Raw genomic sequence first — 20,075 nt, 5'->3', positions numbered from 1 at the left:
TCACCGAAAAGCCTGAATCGCGCGATCCAACAGAATTCTAGAGCGCCCAGAAATTATAGCTGGCCAGGCTGGTCACCCCGGTCAGCGCGATCTCGAAATCCGGCGCGAGATCGGCATCGACATTGCCGTAGAGAATGCCATCGCCGAAGACCAGCTGCCCGGCCGCGGTGATGCTGCCGGTGGGCGACAGGATGAAGGCCTGGTCGCCCGGCGTGGTCAGGTCGGCATCGATGCCGGACAGGTCGAGCTGGTCGGCATAGGCGGCGGCGTTGAAGTCGGTGATGACGTCGCGCGCGCTGCCGCGCCCGACATCGCCCTCGCTGAAGATGAAGCGGTCATTGCCCGCCCCGCCGGTCAGGGTATCGGTGCCGGCGCCGCCCACCAGCCGGTCGTTGCCCTCGCCGCCCAGCAGCATGTCGTTGCCGGTGCCGCCGAGCAGCAGGTCATCGCCGCCACCGCCGGCCAGGATGTCGTTGCCCGCCAGCCCGCTGATCGTGTCGGCATTGCCGCGGCCGGTCAGCAGGTCGGCGGCCTCGGTGCCCACCAGGTTCAGCGCCGCGGGCAGCTGCAACAGGCCGGGCGCGGTCTCCTCCAGCAGCCCGGCCAGGCCGGTCACCTGGATGGCGCCATCGGTGAAGCCGTCGCCGTTCCAGTCGACCAGCAGGCTGGCGCCATTCTGGCGGATCTCCGCCTCGCCGGCGGCGGAGAAGGCCGTGGCGCCGATGAAGCGGCCGCCGAGCGCCGAGAGGTCGATGCCGTCGCCGACCGCCAGATCGGTGATGGTGTCGGTGAAGGAGGCCTCCAGCTCCTCCCGGCTCCAGAGGAAGATGTCATTGCCGGCGCCGCCGGTCAGGCTGTCGCTGCCGGGGCCGCCATTCAGCGTGTCGTTGCCGGCGCCGCCATCGAGGATGTCGTTGCCGCCGGCGCCGAGCAGCAGGTCGTCGCCCGCCGCCCCGGCCAGGATGTCGTTGCCCGCCTGGCCCTGCAGCGTCTCGTCGGCGGCGGTGCCGGTCAGCACCAGGTCGGCGACGCGGCGATAGAGGCCAGTGCCGCTGGCGGTCTCCTCCAGCGTCATCAGGCCGCTCAGGCTGAGCGTCGCATCGGCCCGGCCGTCGCCGTCGCTGTCCACCGCCACCCAGGTGACGCCGAGCTGCCAGCTCCGCAGTTGCGCCGTGCCATCGGCGGTGAAGGCGCCATCGCCCAGGAAGCGCGCCCCCAGCGCCGCCAGGTCCAGCAGGTCGCCGGCGGCGAAATCGGCGATGCTGTCGCCGGCCAGCTCGGCGGCGGCGAGATAGCGGAAGATGTCGTTGCCGGCGCCGCCGCTCAGCAGGTCGGCGCCCCGCCCGCCGATCAACGTGTCGTTGCCGGCGCCGCCGCGCAGCGTGTCATTGCCCTCGCCGCCATTCAGCGTGTCGTTGCCGTCGTCGCCCTGCAGCACGTCCTGGCCCAGCCCGCCCAGCAGCGTGTCATTGCCGGCGCCGCCGCGCAGCACATCGTCGCCGGCATTGCCGTTCAGCATGTCGTTGCCGTCCAGGCCGGAGAGGGTGTCGCGCCCGGCGCGGCCGGTCAGCGCGTCATTGCCGGCGCCCCCCTGCAGCACCAGTTCGGCGACGCGGCGCAGCACCTCGGTGCCGGCGGTGGCCTCCTCCAGCGCGAAATCGCCGTCCATCGAGAGCACGGCATCGGCCTGGCCGTCGCCATCCGCATCGATCGCCAGGAAGGTCCAGCCGAGGTCGCGGCCCTGCCAGGCATCCAGCACGATCACCTGCCCGGCGAGGCCGGTGAAGCCGCCCTCGGTGAAGCGCAGGTCGTCGATCGGCGAGAGGTCGATGCGGTCCTCCGGCGCCAGGTCGGTGATGCGGTCCTCGAGCAGGCCGATCTCGGCGACCGAGCGGTAGCGGAAGATATCGGCGCCGCTGCCGCCGGTCAGCAGGTCGCGGCCCAGCCCGCCGATCAGCGTGTCGTTGTCGGCTCCGCCGATCAGGATGTCATCGCCGGTCTCGCCGCGCAGCGTGTCGCTGCCGGCGCCGCCCTCCAGCCGGTCGTTGCCGCCCCAGCCGACCAGGGTGTCATTGCCGTCGAGCCCCGCCAGCACGTCGTCGGCGGCGTCGCCGATCAGCACATTGGCGCCGGCATCGCCGGTCAGGGTGCGCGGCGTCGCGAGCTTCAGCAGGCGCGAGCCGGCGGCGGTCTCGCGCAGCGCCCCGGCGCCGGCCAGCAGCACCGCCTGCTCCGCCATTCCGTCGCCATCGGCATCGATCTCGACCCGCAGGCCGAGGCTGGTGCGCAACTGCCGCGCCTCCGGCCGCGCCCCGCTGAACGGGCCGTCGCCCAGCCAGGCGAGGGCCCAGAAGGCGGTCAGGTCCAGCGTGTCGGCGCTGTTGAAATCGGTGATGCTGTCGGTGTTGAAGAGGCTGCGGTCCGGCTCGATGACGAAGAGGTCGTAGCCGAGCCCGCCTTCCAGCGTGTCGCTGCCGCTGCCGCCGCGCAGCGTGTCATTGCCATTGCCGCCGCGCAGCAGGTCGTTGCCGGCGCCGCCATTGAGGATGTCGTTGCCGTCCAGCCCGGAGAGCGTGTCCTGGCCGGCGCCGCCGGTCAGGGTATTGGCGATGGATGTGCCGTTCAGCACGCGGTCGGGGGCGATGATCAGGGTCAGCGAGCCGGCCACCTGGCCTTCCAGCAGCCGGCCGCCGGTGTCGATGGCGGCGCGCGCCTCGGCCAGACCGTCGCCGTCGACATCGACCGACAGGGTGCCGCCGTCGAAGCGGATCTCCAGGCCGGCGCCGGTGAAGCCGTCCTGGCCGATGAAGCTGTAGCGCCCCAGCCCCGAGAGGCTGAGCAGGTCGCCCGCCTCGAAATCCCGGATGATGTCGCCGTCGAGCTCGGCCGCGCTGGCATAGCGGAAGATGTCGCGGCCGCTGCCGCCGCGCAGGATGTCGGCGCCGAGCCCGCCGATCAGCACGTCATTGCCGCTGCCGCCGATCAGCCGGTCATTGCCGCTGCCGCCGGTCAGCGTGTCGTCGCCCAGCCCGCCTTCCAGCCAGTCATGGCCGCTGCCGCCATTCAGCGCGTCATTGCCGGCGCCGCCATAGAGCATGTCGTCGCCGGCCAGGCCGTTCACCACGTCATGGCCGCCGGCGGCGTCGATCCGGTCGGCGGCGCCGCCGCCATTCAGCGTCTCGGCGCTCTCCGCCCCGGTCAGCACCACGGCGGTCGCCCGCTGCAGCACGCGCGAGCCCGGGGCGGTCTCGGCCAGCATAACACCGCCGGAGATCCAGGCCTGGGCATCGGCCTGGCCGTCGCCATCCAGGTCGAGCTGCAGCCACTTGCCCTCCAGGCGCATCTCGCCCGGGGTGCGGCTGAAGGCCTCGTCGGCGATCCAGGTCAGGCTGGCCAGCCCGCTGAAATCGATGCGGTCGCCCTCGCCGAAATCGGCCAGCCGGTCGCCGTCGAACTCGCTGGCGGCGCGGTAGCGGTAGAGGTCGTTGCCCGGCCCGCCCAGCAGCGTGTCGCCGCCGGTACCGCCGACCAGCAGGTCGTTGCCCTCGCCGCCCTGCAGCACGTCATTGCCGGCGCCGCCCTCCAGCGTGTCGACCCCGCCCAGGCCGGACAGCCGGTCATCCCCGGCGCCGCCGGTCAGCACATCGGCCGCCGCCGTGCCGACCAGGATCCGCGGCGCCGCCACGACCAGGATGCCGGAGCCGCTCTCCGTCTCGACCAGGCGCTGGATGCCGAACAGGGTGAGCTGGCGCTCGGCATCGCCGAAGCCGGTGACATCGACCTGCAGCAGGGTGTTGCCACCCAGATAGGCGAGGCGCAGCTCCATGCCGGCGCCGGTGAAGCTGCGCTCGCCGATGAAGCTCAGCCCCAGCGCGCTGAGATCCAGCCGGTCGCCCAGCGAGAAATCCATGATGCGGTCGAGATGCAGCTCGGCCAGGCTGCGGTAGCGGAAGCTGTCATTGCCGGCGCCGCCATGCAGCAGGTCGGCGCCGCGCCCGCCGATCAGGATGTCGTCGCCGCTGCCGCCCGACAGGATATCGGCGCCCAGCCCGCCATCGAGGGTGTCGTTGCCGCCGAGCCCCTGCAGCGTGTCGTCCAGCGCGGTGCCGGTCAGCACATTGGCCAGACCCGTGCCGATGATGGTCGCCATGGTCGCGAAAACCCCCCGTGCCGGAAACAGCGCACGACGCGCCTTCTGCCGGCCGGCCGGACGGTTCTACCATGGGCGGTATTGGCGGCCCGGCGAGCGGTGCCTCAAAGTCGCGGCAGCGGGCGGGGCAGTCACGCGCGGGCCTGCTCCCGCGCCCCCGGATGAAACAGCATCGAGAGGGATGGCCGCGACACGGCAATGCTGCCGCTTTGCTTTCCGCCCGCCGCGCGGCGTGCCGGACCGCGACGCCGCGTCTTGCCGCGCCGGCGCGCCGCCGGCGGGGGAGCCTGGTTTATGTTCCGGTAAACTGTGCCGCCCGCTTGCCGAAGAAGGCGGCCTTGCCCTCGGCATGGTCGGCGGTCAGGAACAGCAGCGACTGGTAATGCGTCTCCTGCTCCAGCGCGCGGTCCAGCCCCTCGGCCAGCATCTGCTTGGTCAGGGCGACCGCCGCCGGCGCCTGGGCGGCCAGGATGCGCGCCTTGTCCATGGCGGCGGCGAAGGCCTGGCCCTTCGGCACCACCGCATCGACCAGGCCGATGCGCGCCGCCTCCGCCGCATCGATCGGCTCGCCGTACAGCAGAATCTGGCGGGCGCGGGCATGGCCGACGCGGCGCGGCAGGGTATGCGCCAGGCCGAGATCGGCCATCAGCCCGACCTTGCCGAAGGCGGCCATGAAGCGGGCATCCTCGGCCGCCACCACGGTGTCGCAGGCGCAGGCCAGCGACAGGCCGGCGCCCGCCGCCCAGCCCTCGACCGCCGCCACCACCGGCTTCGAGCCCGCCACCAGCAGCCGGATCACCGCATGCGCCGGGCGCAGCCGCTCGCGCCCCGCCAGCACCGAGCCGACCTCCATCCCCGACAGGTCGCCGCCCGAGCAGAAGGTGCCGCCCGCCCCCTGCACCACGATGGCGCGGATCTCGCGATCGCCCTCGACGCGGTCCAGCACCCGCGCCATCTCGCCGCGCAGCGCCGGCGCCAGCGCGTTCCTGCGCGCCGCATAATCCAGCGTCAGCACCAGCACGGCGCCGTCGCGTTCCTCGATCAGCCGCGGGGTGGCGGAGGGCTCGTTCATGCTGGCGTTTCCTTCTTGGCTGCGGGCAGGCTACATTCCGCATACGGGAAATCAATCGGGATATCGAATGGACAGCGTCACCCAGGCCTCCGCTTCGCCGCCCGAGAAGGATCCCGGCGCGCAGCGCGATGTCGGCGCCGTCATCCACGCCATCCGCATCCTGCAGCACCTGGCCGGCGCCACCGGCCCGCTCGGCGTCGCCGCCGTCGCGCGCGGCACCGGCATCAGCCCCAGCACCTGCTTCAACATCCTGCGCACCCTGACCCGCGCCCGCTTCGCCGCCTTCCGCGACAGCGACAAGACCTACACGCTGGGCCTGGCCGTCGCCGAGCTCGCCGCCGGGCTGATCGGCGTCAGCCATGCCCAGCTGATCCGCCCCGAGCTGGAGCGGCTGGCGCTGAACTACGACATGCTGATCGTGCTGTGGCGCGTCACCGAGGACGGCCACATCGTCCTGATCGACCGCGCCCACAGCCACACCGCCGTGCGCGTCGAGATGCGCGAGGGGCTGCGCCTGCCGATGCTGGTCGGCGCCGTCGGCCGCTGCGTCGCCGCCGCCCTCGACCTGCCGGTGGGCGAGCTGCGCCGCCGCTTCGCCGCGCTGCGCTGGCAGTCGCCGCCCAGCTTCGAGGCCTATCTGGCCGATGTCGAGGAAAGCCGCCGCACCGGCTGGAGCCTGGACAACAGCCAGCTCTACCGCGGCCTGATCACCATCGCCGCCCTGGTGCCGGACCAGAACGGCCAGCCGCGCTTCGGCCTGTCCGGCATCACCATCGCCGGCCAGCACCCGCCGGAGATCTTCCCGCGCCTGGGCGAGGAATTGCGCGACGTCGCCGCCTTCACCGGCAAGGCGCTGTTTCCCCGCCGCGACGACAAGCGCGAAGATATCCGCAATACGGAATAGCATTCCCTTTTTGGAATGACAGCCGGCGCGGCATCGGCTCAACTCCCCGGCACCAAGCGGACCGCCCGAAGGCGGCCATCATCCGAGGGGAGCCAGCATGTCCACCATCTCGCGCCGCCATCTCGCCGGCCTGGCCGCCGGCCTCGGCCTGCCGCTCGCCGCCCGCGCCCAGGGAAACTCGGCCCAGGGAAGTCAGGAAGGCTGGCGCCCGACCCAGACCGTCCGCGTCGTCGTCCCCGCCGCCGCCGCCGGCACCACCGACATCATGGGCCGGCTGCTGGCCGCCCACCTGACCCAGCGCTGGGGCCAGAGCGCCGTGGTCGACAACAAGTCCGGCGCCGGCGGCACGCTGGGCACCGCCGAGGTCGCCCGCGCCCGCCCCGACGGCCACACCATCCTGCTGGGCAATATCGGCCCGCAGGCCATCGCCTATTCGCTGTTCCGCAACCTGACCTACAAGGCCGAGCAGCTGCTGCCGGTCTCCAACATGATCCGCGGGCCCAACGTGCTGGTGGTGCACCCCTCCCTGCCCGTCCACACCCCGCAGGAATTTCTGGCCTATCTCCGCGCCAACCCCGGCAAGCTGAGCTACGGCACCCCGGGCCTCGGGCAGTCGCCGCATCTCTCCGCCGTCTGGTACCACCAGCTGACCGGCACCCAGGCCACCGCCGTCCACTACCGCGGCGCCGGCCCGGCCATGGTCGCCCTGGTCGCCGGCGACGTGCAGTTCAGCTTCGACAACCTGACCAGCGCCGTCGAGCAGGTCCGCGCCGGCCGCGTCCGGGCGCTGGGCGTCACCAGCGCCGAGCGCAACCCGCAGCTGCCCGACCTGCCCGCCATGCGCGAGACCCTGCCGGCGCTCTCCCGCTACGAGGTCAATTCCTGGTTCGGCGCCTTCCTGCCGGCCGGCACGCCCGACGCCATCGTCAACGCGCTGAACGCCGAGATCAAGGTGCTGCTGGACATGCCCGAGACCCAGAGGAAATTCGCCGAGATGGGGGGCGTTCCTTCCTATGGGACGCCGGCACAATACGCGGCCTTCGTCAGGGCGGAGACGGAGAAGTGGGGGGAAGTCCTCAAAAAGGAGGGGCTGCAGCTGGACGCGGGGTAGCCCCGGGGGCGCCGCCCCCAGGCCCCCGCCGGGGGGACAGTGTCCCCCCGGACCCCGCCATCAGTAGGATTTTGGCAGGCCGAGCACTTTTTCGGCGATGAAACACAACACCAGCTGCGGGCTCACGGGGGCGATGCGGGGGATCATCACCTCGCGCAGATAGCGCTCGACATGGTACTCGCGGGCATAGCCGAAGCCGCCATGCGTCATCACCGCCTGGGTGCAGGCCTTGAAGCCGGCCTCGGCGGCCAGGTACTTCGCCGCATTCGCCTCGGCGCCGCAGGACAGGCCCTGGTCGTAGCGCCAGGCCGCCTTCATCACCATCAGCCAGGCCGCCTCCAGCTCCATCCAGCTCTCGGCCAGCGGATGCTGGATCGCCTGGTTCTGCCCGATCGGCCGGCCGAACACCTGCCGCTCCTTGGCATAGGCCGTCGCCCGCTGCAGCGCGACGAAGCCCAACCCCACCGCCTCCGCCGCGATCAGGATCCGCTCGGGATTCAGCCCGTGCAGGATATAGTCGAAGCCGCGCCCCTCCTCGCCGATGCGGTCGGCCTCCGGCACCTCCAGCCCGTCGAAGAACAGCTCGTTCGAATCGACCGCCTTGCGGCCCATCTTCGGGATCTCGCGCACCTGCACCTTCGCCCGGTCGAGCGTGGTGTAGAACAGGCTCAGCCCCTCGGTCTTCTTCCGGACGGCCTCGATCGGCGTGGTGCGCGCCAGCAGCAGCACCTTCTCGGCGACCTGCGCCGTCGAGATCCACACCTTCTGCCCATGCACGACATAGCGGTCGCCGCGCTTCTCCGCCCGGGTGCGCAGCTGCGTCGTGTCGAGCCCGGTGTTCGGCTCGGTCACCGCGAAGCAGGCGCGCTCCTGCCCGGCGATCAGCGGCGGCAGCATCCGCGCCTTCTGCTCGTCATTGCCGAAGACGACGACCGGGTTCAGCCCGAAGATGTTCATGTGGACGGCCGAGGCGCCGGTCATCCCGGCCCCTGATTCGGCGATGCTCCGCATCATGATCGCCGCCTCGGTGATGCCGAGCCCGGCGCCGCCGAGCTCCGGCGGCATGCAGACGCCGAGCCAGCCATCCTTCGCCAAGGCCTGGTGGAATTCCGCGGGGAAGCGCCCATCCGTGTCGCGCGCCAGCCAGTAGTCGTCGCCGAACCCCTGGCACAGCCGCGCGATCGCCTCGCGCAGCGCGTCCTGCTCCGCGCTCGCCGCAAAATCCATCTTCTTGTTCCTTGTTCCCCTAGCCGGCGGCGAATTCCTTCCGCACCGCCTCGGTCTGCGCGCCCAGCGCCGGCACCGGGCCATACGCCCGCGGCGCGCCGTCCAGCCGCGCGGCGGGGGCGGCCATCGCCACCTCGCCATTCGGCGTCTGCACCACCAGCCGCCGCAGCGCCGGATGCGCTGCCAGCGCCGGCAGGTCGTTGACGAAGCCATAGGCGATGTTCGCGCCGCGCAGCCGCTGCGCGCAGTCATCCCGCGTCAGCGTGGCGAAGGTGGCGGCGACATGCGCGTCCACCTGTGCCCGGTGCGCGACGCGCTCGACATTGCTGCGGAACCCCTCGCGCTGCGGCAGCTCCGGCTCCTGCAGGAAGCCGGTGCAGAACTGCTGCCATTCCCGCTCGTTCTGGATCGAGATCAGCACCAGCGCCCCGTCGGAGGTGGCGAAGGCGCCATAGGGACAGATCGACGGATGCGCCAGCCCCAGCCGCTGCGGCGCCTTGCCGGTGCCTTCGAAATACAGCAGCGGGACATTCATCCAGTCGGCCATGGCATCGAACAGCGAGATGCCGATCGCCTTGCCCTCGCCGGTGATGCCGCGCTCGATCAGCGCCTCCAGCACCGCGGCATGCGCCATGGTGCCGGTCGCGATGTCGCAGACCGAGACGCCGACGCGGCCCGGCCCGGCCGGATGCCCGGTGATCGAGGCCAGCGCGCTTTCCGCCTGCACCAGCAGGTCATAGGCCTTCATCGAGGCATAGTCGCCGCTCTCGCCATAGCCCGAGATATCGACGGTGATCAGCCGCGGATGCTTCTTGCGGAGTTCCGCGCTGCCGAAGCCGGCGCGCGCCATGGCGCCGGGTGCCAGGTTCTGGATGAAGACATCGGCCTTGGCGAGCAGCGCCGCCAGCAGCGCCTTGTCGTCCGGCTGCTTGATGTCCAGGCAGACGCTTTCCTTGCCGCGGTTCAGCCAGACGAAATAGGTCGACTGCCCGGCGGCGGCCTTGTCGTAGCCACGGGCGAAATCGCCCTCGGCCCGCTCGATCTTGATCACCCGCGCGCCGGCATCGGCCAGCTTCACCGAGCAGGTCGGCGCCGCCACCGCCTGCTCCATCGAGACGACCAGCAGCCCGGCCAGCGGCTTGCCCGGAACCATGCTCAATAGCTCCGCGGCATGCCGAGCACATGCTCGCCGAGATAGGACAGGATCAGGTTGGTGCTGATCGGCGCCACCTGGTACAGCCGCGTCTCGCGGAACTTCCGCTCGATGTCGTATTCTTCCGCGAAGCCGAAGCCGCCATGGGTCTGCACGCAGGCCTCGCCGGCGGCCCAACTGGCCTCGGCCGCCAGCATCTTGCCCATGTTCGCTTCCTCGCCCGGGTTCACCCCGGCCTCGAACTTCTCCAGCCCCTTCTGCACGATGGCCTCGGCCGCGCGCATCTGCGCATAGGCCCGGGCGATCGGGAACTGCACGCCCTGGTTCTGGCCGATCGGCCGGCCGAACAGCACGCGCTCCTTGGCGTAACCCACGGCCTTCTCGATGAACCACTTGGCGTCGCCGATGCATTCCGCCGCGATCAGCAGCCGCTCGGCATTCATCCCGTCGAGGATGTAGCGGAAACCCTTGCCCTCGACGCCGACCAGGTTCTCGGCCGGCACTTCCATGTTGTCGAAGAACACTTCGCAGGAATTGTGGTTCATCATCGTGCGGATTGGCCGGATGGTCAGGCCCTTGCCCAGCACGGTCCGCATGTCGACGATGAAGGTCGACAGCCCCTCGGTCTTCTTCGCCACCTGGTCGCGCGGCGTGGTGCGCGCCAGCAGCAGCATCAGGTCGGAATGCTCGGCGCGCGAGGTCCAGATCTTCTGGCCATTGACGATGTACTTGTCGCCCTCGCGCCGCGCCACCGTGCGCAGCGCCGTGGTGTCGGTGCCGCTGGTCGGCTCGGTGACGCCGAAGGCCTGCAGCCGCAGCTCGCCGCTGGCGATCTTCGGCAGGTACTCGGCCTTCTGCCGCTCGTTGCCGTGCCGCAGGATGGTGCCCATGATGTACATCTGCGCATGGCAGGCGGCACCGTTGCAGCCCTGGCGCTGCACTTCCTCCAGGATCGCCGCCGCGGCCGAAAGCGGCAGGCCCGACCCGCCGAATTCCTCCGGGATCAGCGCCGCCAGCCAGCCGGCCTCGGTCAGCGCCTGCACGAACTCGGTGGGATAGCCGCGCACCTCGTCCAGCTTGCGCCAGTATTCGCCGGGGAAGCGGGCGCAGAGCTTGGCCACCTCGACGCGGATCTCGGCATGGTTGTCGGTCGTCTGGTCCATCGGGCGTTCTTTCAGGCGGCTTCGGCAGGGTGGCGCAGCAGGGCGGAGACGTCGTTCAGCCGGTCCATCCGCGCGATGGTCTCGGCGAGCGCCGAGGCGGCCTCGGCGCCCAGCACGGCATCCGCCAGCCCGCCGAACTTGGCGCGCAGCTCCGCCTCGCTGAGGAAATTGTCGGGCTCGCCCTTCGGCACGATCACCGTGCGGGTGAAGGTCTGTCCGCGCGCGCGCAGGGTGAGCTTGCCGGACATGTTGGCCGGGAAGTCCGCTTCGATCTCCGGGTCGTTCTCGCAGGTGATCTTCTGCATCAGCGCCTTCCGCGCCGGGTCCTGCAGCTGGGCATAGCTGTCCCAGCCCATCTGCCCGGTGGCCAGGGCGGTGGCGATGACGAAGGGCCCGCTGAACTGCCCGTCGACGATATTGGTCGGGTTCGCCTTGCGCTCCGGCGGCGAGCCCACCAGCAGCATCCCCGCGCGCGAAATGCCGAGCGTGGCGCCTTCGATCTCGCCGGCCTCCAGCCCGAGCTCCGCGCGCAGGGCGAGGGCCGCGTCGATCCCCGCATGGCCCCAGCGGCAGGAGGGATAGGGCTTCACGCCGGTCAGCATCAGCTCCCACACCTGGCCGAGATCCTGCAGCACACGATCCGGCTGCGGCGCGGGGGCGTAGGAATTCAGGAAGCCGTGCTTGCCCTCGATGGCGTCGGCCGCGCCCTTGAAGCCTTCCCGCGCCAGCGTCGCCGCCGTCAGCCCGGCCATGCCGGCCCAGCCTACCTGGAAGCGCTTGGTCCAGGCGCCATTGGCCAGGAACTGCAGGCTGCCGGCGCTCTGGCTCAGCGCGATGCCCAGTGCCGAGGCCATCCCCGCCGCATCCAGGCCGAAGACCCGGGCCGCCGCCGCGGCCGCGCCGAAGGCGCCGCAGGTGGCAGACGGATGGAAGCCGCGGTCGTAATGCGCCCCCGCCGGCAGCGCCAAGGCCAGCCGCAGCGCGACCTCGTAGCCGGCGACAATGCCAGCCAGCACCTCGGCGCCCGAGGCGCCCACCATCTCGCCAGCGGCGATCGCCGCCGGGATCACCGGCGCGCCGGGATGCACCACGGCTACCGCATGGGTGTCGTCGAAATCCAGCGAATGGCCCAGCGTCGCATTGATCAGCGCGGCACCCGCAGGGCTGTAGGTGGCGCGGTCGGCGAAGACCCGGCTTTCGCCACGATCGAGGCCCAGCGCCTTCACGGCGGCCAGCAGCGCCGGCGTGCTCTCCGCCTCATGCCGGGCACGGACGATATTGCCGACCAGGTCCAACACCAGGTCGCGCGTGCGCGCCACCACCTCGGGGGGCAAGGCCTCCAGGCGGAGGCCGGAAGCGAACACGGACAAGTCCTGGGTGATGCCCATCGGCGCTACTCCCAAAAGGAAGGCCGGGGGAAGGAATTCCCCCGGACCCCCATCTTTTTTCTATCAGATCAGACAGGATCCCACGAGAAGACGTCGCCGCTGCGCTCCAGGGCCATGAAGCCGGCCTTGAAGCTGGGCAGCGCATGCTCGGCGATCAGCTCAGGGGTCCAACCCTCGGAACGATGCGCGCTGCGCACCGGGCGCGGCTGGCTGAACAGGAACAGCTCGTTGTTGCGGGCAGCGAAGATCTGGCCGTTCACATCCTTCGCGGCATCGCTCGCCAGGAAGACGGCCAGCGGCGCGTTCTTCTCCGGCGTCATCCGCTTCAGCTTCTCGACGCGCGCCTTCTGCTCCGGCGTCTCGGCCGGGATCGAGCTGGTCATGCGGCTCCAGGCAAACGGCGCGATGCAGTTGGAGCGGACGCCGAAACGCTGCATGTCGAGCGCGATCGACTTCGACAGCGCGGCGATGCCGAGCTTCGCCGCCGAGTAGTTCGCCTGGCCGAAATTGCCGATCAGGCCGGAAGTCGAGGTCATGTGCACATAGGCGCCCGAGCCCTGTGCGCGGAAATGCTCGGCGGCGGCGCGCGAGACGAAGAAGCTGCCGTTCAGATGCACGTTGATGACGGCGAGCCACTCTTCGGCGGTCGTCTTGTGAAAGATCTGGTCGCGCAGGATGCCGGCATTGTTGACCACGATGTCGATGCGGCCGAAGGCGTCGATCGCGGTCTTGACGATGTTGCGCGCGCTGTCCCAGTCGGAGACGCTGTCGGTGTTGGTCACCGCCTGGCCACCGCGCTGCTCGATGATGTTCTTGGTCTGCTCGCCCGGCGTCGCCGAGGTCTCGCCCTCGCCGGTCAGCGAGGCGCCGATGTCGTTCACCACCACCTTGGCCCCGGCCAGCGCCATGGCCAGCGCGATCTCGCGGCCGATGCCGCCGCCGGCGCCGGTGACGATGGCGACCTTGCCTTCAAGCATCATGGTCTCGTTTCCTCGTTCTCGAACAAAGGCCGGGGCTCATCGCCCCGGCAAGCGGTCTCAGGCAGGGGTGAACATCGGCACCGGCGGCCCGTCACCATCGGTCGGCTGGAACTGCAGCGTCACCTTCTGGCCGATGCGGATGCTGTCGAAAGCGGCACCGATGATGTTGGTCATCATCCGCGGCCCTTCCTCGAGCTCCACATAGGCGATGGCATAGGGCACCTTCGCGCGCATGATGCTGAAGCTGTAGATGGTGCCGGCGCCCTTGGCCGGCACCAGCTCCACCTCGCCCTCGTCGTCGAAGGGGCAGACCGGGCGCGGCGGGTAATGCAGCTTGCCGGTCTTGGTGTTGCGGCCGAGCAGCAGCTTGCCCTCGCGCGCCGCGTCCCAGAAGGCCTGGGTCGAGGGATCGGGGGTCGGCGCCGGCGGGATGCGGGTCTCGGTCATGCGCTCAGCTCCTCTCCAGCACCAGCGTGGCGCTGCCATGCCGCGTGCCGAGCGAGCCGCCCGTGCCATGCGCCAGCGCCAGGTCGCAATTCTTCACCTGCACGGCCGGATGCGCCTCGCCGCGCAGCTGCCGCACCGCCTCGATCACCTTGGTGATGCCGCCGCGATTGGCCGGGTGGTTGTTGCAGAGCCCGCCGCCATCGGTGTTGAAGGGCAGCTTGCCGACGCCCGAGATTAGATTGCCGTCCGACACGAACTTGCCGCCCTGGCCCTTCTCGCAGAAGCCGAGGTCTTCCAGCTGCATCAGCACGGTGATGGTGAAGCTGTCATAGATGCTGGCATACTTGATGTCGGCGGGCTTGACGCCAGCCATCTCGAAGGCGCGGGCGCCGGCGAAGCGCGCGCCGGTATAGGTCAGGTCGATGCGGCCGCCATCGACATGCTTGATCGCCTCGCCGGCGCCGCGGATGGTCACCACCGGGCGCTTCAGCGTGCGGGCGATCTCCGGGCTGGTCACCACCAACGCGCCGCCGCCATCGCTGATGACGCAGCAATCGAGGCGGTGCAGCGGGTCGGCGACCAGCGGCGAATTCACCACATCCTCGACGGTGACCACCTTGCGCAGCATGGCATGCTCGTTGTGCTGCGCATGATGGCTGGCGGCGACCTTGATCCAGGCCAGCTGCTCCGAGGTCGTGCCATACTCGTACATGTGCCGCTGCGCGCACATGGCGTACATGTTGGCGATCGCCGGGCCGAAGGGATATTCGAACTGAACATCCGGCTGGCGCGGGTCGCCGGGGCGCGGCGCGGTGCCGGTGGCCACCCCTTCGGAGCGCGGGCGGCCAGCCAGGGTCAGCAGCGCCACCTTGCACTTGCCCATGGCGATGGCTTCGGCCGCATGCGCCACATGCGCCAGGTACGAGCAGCCGCCGACATCGGTGGAGTCGTAATGCGTCAGCCGGTCCAAGCCGATGTAGTCCGCCATGCTCAGCGGACCCATGCCCGGCGCGTCGCCGGCGCAGAAATAGCCATCCACATCGGCCCGCGTCAGCCCGGCATCGCGCAGCGCGCCGAGCGCCACCTCCGCATGCAGCTGCGCCACGCTCTTGTTCTCGGCCTTGCGCGTCGGATGCTCATAGGCGCCGACGATGCAGGCCTTGCCTCGGATGCTCAAACGCCTCTTCCTTCCCCTGTTGGCGCCGCCTGTGGCGGCCGATCACGTCAGCCCGGCAATCCCAGGACGTTCTTCGCCAGGATGCCGCGCTGGATTTCCGAGCTGCCGCCATAGATGGTCGTCGGCCGCGCCTCGATGAACTGGCCGGAGGGATGCAGGTCGCGATTGCCCTCCATCGGCTTCAGCAGACCCGCATTCTCGCCGGCGATCTCCAGCATCAGCTCGGTGATGCGCTGGAACAGGTCGGACTGGTGCAGCTTCAGCATCGAGACATCCGGGCCCAGCGTCTCGCCACGCCGCAGGATGGCGACGAAGCTTTCATACAGCGCCTTGTGGTCCTCGAGATCGCAGCGCAGCCGGATGTAGCGCTCCTGGAAATCCGGTTCGTCGAAGACGCCCATCCGCTCGGCCAGCGTCCGCAGCCGCGCCAGCGCATAGCCCGACTGCCGCGGCGAGCCGAGGAAGATGCGCTCGAAGCCGAGCAGGGCCTTCGCCATGCTCCAGCCCTTGTTGACCTCGCCCACCAGGTTCTCGGCGGGGACGCGGACATTGTCGAAGAAGACCTCGCAGAACTCGTCATGCAGGCCGAGATTGATGATCGGCCGCACGGTGACGCCCGGCGTCGTCATGTCGATCAGCAGGAAGGAAATCCCTTCCTGTTTCTTCGCCGCCTTGTCCGTGCGAACCAGACAGAAGATCCAATTGGCGTCGGTGGCCAGCGTGGTCCAGATCTTCTGGCCATTGACCACGTAGTGGTCGCCCTCCAGCACCGCCTCGGTGCGCAGCGAGGCCAGGTCGGAGCCGGCGCCGGGCTCGGAATAGCCCTGGCACCAGATATGCTCGCCCGCCAGGATCTTCGGCAGGAACTTCGCGCGCTGCGCCTCGGTGCCGAAGCGGATCAGCAGCGGGCCCAGCATGATCACGCCATGGTCGGGCAGGCGCGCCACGCCGTGGCGCTCGTATTCCTCGATCAGGATGATCTGCTTCGAGGCGTCGAGCCCCATGCCGCCGAGCTCGACCGGCCAGCCCGGCGCCACCCAGCCCTTCTGCTGCAGGATGCGGAACCAGTCCTCGCCTTCCTGCCAGTGCAGCCGGTGCGGCGGGTTGCGCAGCGCGGCGGGGTAGCTGCTTTCGACGAAGCGCCGCACCTCGGCGCGGAAATCCTCGTCGGACAGCGCGTTGTAGTCGGTCATGCCTCGTCCTCCGGCGTCTGGGCCGCGAAGCGGCGGCGGTGCAGTCCGGCGCTGCCGAACTGGCTGGCCAGCACCATCACCTTGCGCAGATAGAGGCCGATATCGGCCTCGTCGGTATAGCCGATGCCGCCATGCAGCTGCACCGCCTGGCGGGTCACCAGCAGCGCCGCATCCGCCGCCCGCGCCTTGGCGCGCGAGATCGCCGCCTGGCGCTGCGGCCGCGGCGCGCCGCGATCGGCGAGCGCCGCCGCCGCCTCGACGCTGGCCCGCGTCAGCGCGATCTGGATCTTCAGGTCGGCGGCGCGGTGCTGCAGCGCCTGGAAGCTGCCGATCGGCTTGCCGAACTGCTGGCGCGTCTTCAGGTAGTCGAGCGTCAGCGCGAAGGCCTGGTCCATGACGCCCAGCAGATAGGCCGCCGTGCCCAGCGCCGCCTCGTCCAGCGCGTCTTCCAGCAGGGCCGGGTCGAGCTTCAGCACCTCGCCGCGCTCGGCCGGGCGCAGCGTGCCGAAGGCGCCGCCATCCTGGGTCGGTTCCAGCGTCAGGTCGGCGCCCTCGGCCGGCTGGCGCAGCAGCCCGCGCCCGGCGACCGGCACCAGGAAGGACGCCGCGCCGCCGGCCTGCGGCAGGAAGAGGCGCGGCCCGCCGGGGGTGCCGGGGACCGACAGGCTGCCCGGCTTCTCCTGCCAGGCGGTCAGCACCAGGCTTTCGCCGGCCAAGATTTCTTCGAGTGGCGCACCAGCGGCGGCGAGCAGCCGGGCGGACACCGTCGCGGCGACCAGCGGCTCCGGCACCAGCGCGGCGCCGAGCTCCTCGACCAGCGCGACATATTCGGACAGGCCGAGACCGGCGCCGCCGGCTTCCTCGGGCACCAGCAGCCCGATCCAGCCCTGCTCGCCCATCTGGCGCAGCACGGCCGGGTCATAGCCGGGCGCGGTGAAGCGCAGCGCGCGGATCCGCTTGCGGTCGCCGCCGCGCGGCGCCAGGCCAGCGGCGCTGTCGCGGATCATGCGGATCGATTCGGCGCGATCCTCGGGCTCCATCACCGCGCTCATGCCGCGAACTCCGCATGGCCGTTGTTGACCACGACGACGTCGCGCTCGACGACGCGGGCGCGGAAGGCGCCGTTCTTCCAGATCTCGGTGCGGATGGTCTCGCCCGGATAGACCGGCGAGGAGAACCGCAGGGAAAGCTTCTTCAGCGCCTCGGGGCGGTAGTCGCCAAGCTCGCGCATCAACGCATGGGTGACGACGCCGAGCGTGCAGAGCCCGTGCAGGATCGGCCGCGGGAAGCCGGCCTTGGCGGCGATCTCCGGGTCGATATGCAGCGGGTTGTCGTCGCCGTTCAGCCGGTAATAGAAGGCCTGCTCCAGTCGGGTCGGCAGGTCGACGACGATCTCCGGCGCGCCCTCCGGCATCGGGTTGGGCGGGATCACCGGGCCCGAGGGGCCGCCGAAGCCGCCATCACCGCGCAGGAAGGTGGTGCTGCCGGTGGTGGCCAGCAGCTTGCCGGTCGCCGCGTCGGTGATCTCCTTCTCGGAGTAGAGCAGCGCGCCCTTGCCCTCACCCTTGTCGACCAGGCCGGTGACGCGGGTGCGGCCGATCACCTCGCCCGAGGCCGGCAGCGGCGCGTGCAGGGTGATGCGCTGCTCGCCATGCACCACCTTCACCGCATCGATGCCGGTCGCCGGATCGGCCGCCCAGAAGCCGGGATGGCCGATCACCACCGCCATCGAGGGCACCACCGCCGGCCCCTTATGCGTCGCCACATAAGGCAGTTGCCGCGCATCCATCGGGTCCTGCCCGAAGCCGATCGACAGCGCGTAGAAGACGGCGTCGCGCGGGGTCAGCGTCTGCCGGATTTCGGGGATCTTGAAGTTGAGCAGCTTGTCGTAGTCGATCATGCGTCACCCTCCGCGATGTCGATCACCGCATCGGCGGCGAAGGCGCCCTGCCCCTGCGGCATGGCGAAGACAGGGTTGAGGTCGATGCCGGCGAGGCGGGGGCCGGCCTGCGCGGCAAACACCGACAGCCGCGACAGCATCTTTTTCAGTGCCTCGATATCGGCGGGCGGGCGGCCACGGGCGCCGAGCAGCAAAGGCGCGCCCTTGATCGAGCGGATCATCTCCTCGGCTTCCGCCTCGCCGAAGGGGCAGCGGCGGAAGGAGACATCCTTGAGGATCTCGACGAAGATGCCGCCCAGGCCGAACATGGCAACCGGGCCGAAGACCGGGTCGCGATGCACGCCCAGGATGCATTCGACGCCGCCCGAGAGCTGCTTGGCCACCAGCACGCCCTCGATCCGCGCGGCCGGGGCGGCGCTCTTCGCCCGCTGCAGCAGCAGGGCGAAGCCCTCGCGCACGGCGGCGACGTCGGCGACGTTCAGAAGCACGCCGCCGATTTCCGACTTGTGCAGGATGTCCGGCGACAGGATTTTCAGCACCACCGGGAAGCCGATCTTCTCCGCCGCCGCCACCGCCGCTTCGACGGTCGGGCAGGCGGCTTCCGGCGCGGCGGGAATGCCGGCCTCGGCCAGGAGGCGCTTGGCCTCGGCCTCGCTCGGCGTGGTCGCCGGCAGGGTGAATTGCGGCAGGGCGGGTGGTGGCACGGCCGCGGCGCGGGCGAAGGAATCGCCGTAGCGGCCCATGGCCTCGATGGCGGCGACGGCGCGGGAGGGGTCCTCGAAGACGGTGAAGCCGTCCTCCTCGAACTGGCGCACCAGCGGCGGGTCGGCCAGCACCGAGAGGACGAAAAGCCGGTCGGGATGCGCGGCGCGCACCGCCGCCAGTTCGGACCGCAGCCGCGGCGCGACAGAAGCCGCGCCGCCGGCATGGGTGAAGAACGAAAGAATCGAGGAGTAGCCACCCTCCTCCACCAGCGCCTTGGCGAAGGTGCCAACAAGAGAAAGATCGTTCAGCGCCTGGGCGGTGCAGTCCACCGGGTTCTGCGGCGCGCAGAAGGGCAGCGCCTCGCGCAGCTTCTGCTGGGCGGGCTCCGGCATCTGCGGCATCGGCAGGCCGGCGGCCTCGGCCGCGTCGGAGATCAGCACGCCGGCGCCGCCGCTGATGGTCAGCACGCCCAGCGTGTTGCCGGCCGGATAGATCTTCCGGGTGGCGAGCCGGGCGATGTCCAGCATCTCCTCGGTGGTGCGGGCGCGCACCACGCCGAACTCGGCCAGCACCGCATCGGTCACCGCGTCGTCGCCGGCGATGGAGGCCGTGTGCGACCGGGCGGCGGCACTGCCGACCGCGCTGCGGCCGACCTTCATCAGCACCACCGGCTTGCGGTTCTTGCGGGCCAGCTCCAGCGCCGCCAGGAAGCTCCCGGCGTCGCGGATGCCCTCGGCATAGGCGGCGATGACCTCGGTCTCCGGGTCCTGCGCCATCCAGCCGATCATATGGCCGACATTCAGGTCGGCCTCGTTGCCGGTGGTCACCACGCAGGACAGGCCGAGGCCGAAATCGCGCGCCAGGCCGAAGACATGCATGCCATAGGCGCCGGACTGGCTGGCGATGCCGATCGGCCCGGGCTTGGGCGAGCCGCGCTCCAGGCTGCTGGTGAAGGTGCCGTAGAAGCCGGTGCGGGCGTTGAACAGGCCCAGGCAGTTCGGCCCCAGCAGCCGCATGCCATGTGCCTGGGCATCCGCCACCAGCCGGGCCTGCGCCGCCTCGCCGTCCTCGCCCATCTCGGCGAAGCCGGCGCTGAACATGATCGCCGCCTTGACGCCGCGCTGCGCCAGCTCCTGCACCGCGGGGCCGGCCGCCGCGGCGGGCACGGCGATGATGGCGACGTCCGGCACCTCCGGCATCGCCGCGATGCTGGCATAGGCCGGCAGGCCCTGGATCTCGTCCCGCTTCGGATTGACCGGCAGGATCCGCCCCTGGAAGCCCAGCTCCTTCATATAGGCGATCGGCCGCCCGCCGATCCGCGCGGCATCGGCCGAGGCGCCGATCACCGCCACCGAGCGCGGCGTCAGCAGGGCCGAGAGCGTGCCCATCGGCAGCGCCGACCCTGCGGTCGAATGGGGTGGCGGCAGGCGCGTATCAGGCAACGGCGCATTCCCTTCCCAGGGGGCAGCGGCGCGGCCCTGCGGCCGCCCTGCCCGACTGTTTCC

General features: G+C 70.6%; 15 protein-coding genes. 2 read left to right on the top strand and 13 right to left on the bottom strand.

All coding sequences use genetic code 11. From position 1 onward, the window contains the following. Window positions 1-37: 37 nt before the first annotated feature. Both WFI16_RS00500 and WFI16_RS00495 read right to left on the bottom strand, forming a co-directional pair. The gene (locus WFI16_RS00500) at window positions 38-4,150 is read right to left on the bottom strand and encodes a calcium-binding protein (protein WP_419895833.1); all 4,113 of its coding nucleotides are present in this window, start codon (window positions 4,148-4,150) and stop codon (window positions 38-40) included. Window positions 4,151-4,442: 292 nt separating this feature from the next. Continuing rightward, window positions 4,443-5,222: an enoyl-CoA hydratase/isomerase family protein gene (locus tag WFI16_RS00495; protein ID WP_419895832.1), complete on the bottom strand. Its 780-nt coding sequence runs from the start codon at window positions 5,220-5,222 to the stop codon at window positions 4,443-4,445. Between the two features lie 67 nt (window positions 5,223-5,289). On the opposite strand from WFI16_RS00495, the gene WFI16_RS00490 reads away from it, so the two are divergent. Together WFI16_RS00490 and WFI16_RS00485 are read left to right on the top strand one after the other, a co-directional pair. Continuing rightward, a complete protein-coding gene (locus WFI16_RS00490; protein ID WP_419895831.1) occupies window positions 5,290-6,126 on the top strand; it encodes an IclR family transcriptional regulator in 837 nt (278 codons plus the stop codon). A 97-nt stretch (window positions 6,127-6,223) separates the two neighbouring features. Then, complete coding sequence (locus WFI16_RS00485) at window positions 6,224-7,237, top strand: Bug family tripartite tricarboxylate transporter substrate binding protein (RefSeq protein WP_419895830.1); 1,014 nt, start codon at window positions 6,224-6,226, stop codon at window positions 7,235-7,237. Window positions 7,238-7,297: 60 nt separating this feature from the next. Here WFI16_RS00485 and WFI16_RS00480 read toward each other — a convergent pair whose 3' ends face one another. The 11 genes from WFI16_RS00480 to WFI16_RS00430 form a co-directional block, all read right to left on the bottom strand. Next, window positions 7,298-8,464: an acyl-CoA dehydrogenase family protein gene (locus WFI16_RS00480; protein ID WP_419895829.1), complete on the bottom strand. Its 1,167-nt coding sequence runs from the start codon at window positions 8,462-8,464 to the stop codon at window positions 7,298-7,300. Window positions 8,465-8,483: 19 nt separating this feature from the next. Continuing rightward, window positions 8,484-9,617 carry a CaiB/BaiF CoA transferase family protein gene (locus WFI16_RS00475; RefSeq protein ID WP_419895828.1) on the bottom strand — a complete coding sequence of 378 codons (1,134 nt, stop codon included), beginning with the start codon at window positions 9,615-9,617 and terminating at the stop codon, window positions 8,484-8,486. Between the two features lie 2 nt (window positions 9,618-9,619). Continuing rightward, window positions 9,620-10,780: an acyl-CoA dehydrogenase family protein gene (locus tag WFI16_RS00470; protein WP_419895827.1), complete on the bottom strand. Its 1,161-nt coding sequence runs from the start codon at window positions 10,778-10,780 to the stop codon at window positions 9,620-9,622. Window positions 10,781-10,791: 11 nt separating this feature from the next. Continuing rightward, entirely contained in the window at window positions 10,792-12,144 is a 1,353-nt protein-coding gene (locus WFI16_RS00465) for an MmgE/PrpD family protein (protein ID WP_419895826.1), read from the bottom strand. Window positions 12,145-12,236: 92 nt separating this feature from the next. Continuing rightward, entirely contained in the window at window positions 12,237-13,148 is a 912-nt protein-coding gene (locus WFI16_RS00460; RefSeq protein ID WP_419895825.1) for an SDR family NAD(P)-dependent oxidoreductase, read from the bottom strand. 57 nt (window positions 13,149-13,205) lie between these two features. Continuing rightward, a complete protein-coding gene (locus WFI16_RS00455) occupies window positions 13,206-13,595 on the bottom strand; it encodes a Zn-ribbon domain-containing OB-fold protein (protein WP_419895824.1) in 390 nt (129 codons plus the stop codon). 4 nt (window positions 13,596-13,599) lie between these two features. Next, window positions 13,600-14,772 (bottom strand): thiolase domain-containing protein, encoded by a 1,173-nt coding sequence (locus WFI16_RS00450; protein WP_419895823.1) that lies wholly within the window; start codon window positions 14,770-14,772, stop codon window positions 13,600-13,602. A gap of 47 nt (window positions 14,773-14,819) precedes the next feature. After that, window positions 14,820-15,965, bottom strand: coding sequence for an acyl-CoA dehydrogenase family protein (locus WFI16_RS00445; protein WP_419895822.1), 1,146 nt, complete (start codon window positions 15,963-15,965; stop codon window positions 14,820-14,822). Further along, window positions 15,962-17,017: an acyl-CoA dehydrogenase family protein gene (locus WFI16_RS00440; protein WP_419895821.1), complete on the bottom strand. Its 1,056-nt coding sequence runs from the start codon at window positions 17,015-17,017 to the stop codon at window positions 15,962-15,964. Before WFI16_RS00440 ends, WFI16_RS00445 begins: the two co-directional genes overlap by 4 nt. Next, window positions 17,014-17,865: a MaoC/PaaZ C-terminal domain-containing protein gene (locus WFI16_RS00435; RefSeq protein ID WP_419895820.1), complete on the bottom strand. Its 852-nt coding sequence runs from the start codon at window positions 17,863-17,865 to the stop codon at window positions 17,014-17,016. Before WFI16_RS00435 ends, WFI16_RS00440 begins: the two co-directional genes overlap by 4 nt. Then, complete coding sequence (locus tag WFI16_RS00430) at window positions 17,862-20,012, bottom strand: acetate--CoA ligase family protein (RefSeq protein WP_419895819.1); 2,151 nt, start codon at window positions 20,010-20,012, stop codon at window positions 17,862-17,864. Before WFI16_RS00430 ends, WFI16_RS00435 begins: the two co-directional genes overlap by 4 nt. Window positions 20,013-20,075 lie beyond the last annotated feature (63 nt).

It is taken from the genome of Roseomonas sp. USHLN139 (assembly GCF_037145735.1).
Lineage (GTDB): Bacteria > Pseudomonadota > Alphaproteobacteria > Acetobacterales > Acetobacteraceae > Pseudoroseomonas.
This window is presented reverse-complemented; position numbering and strand designations above follow the sequence as displayed.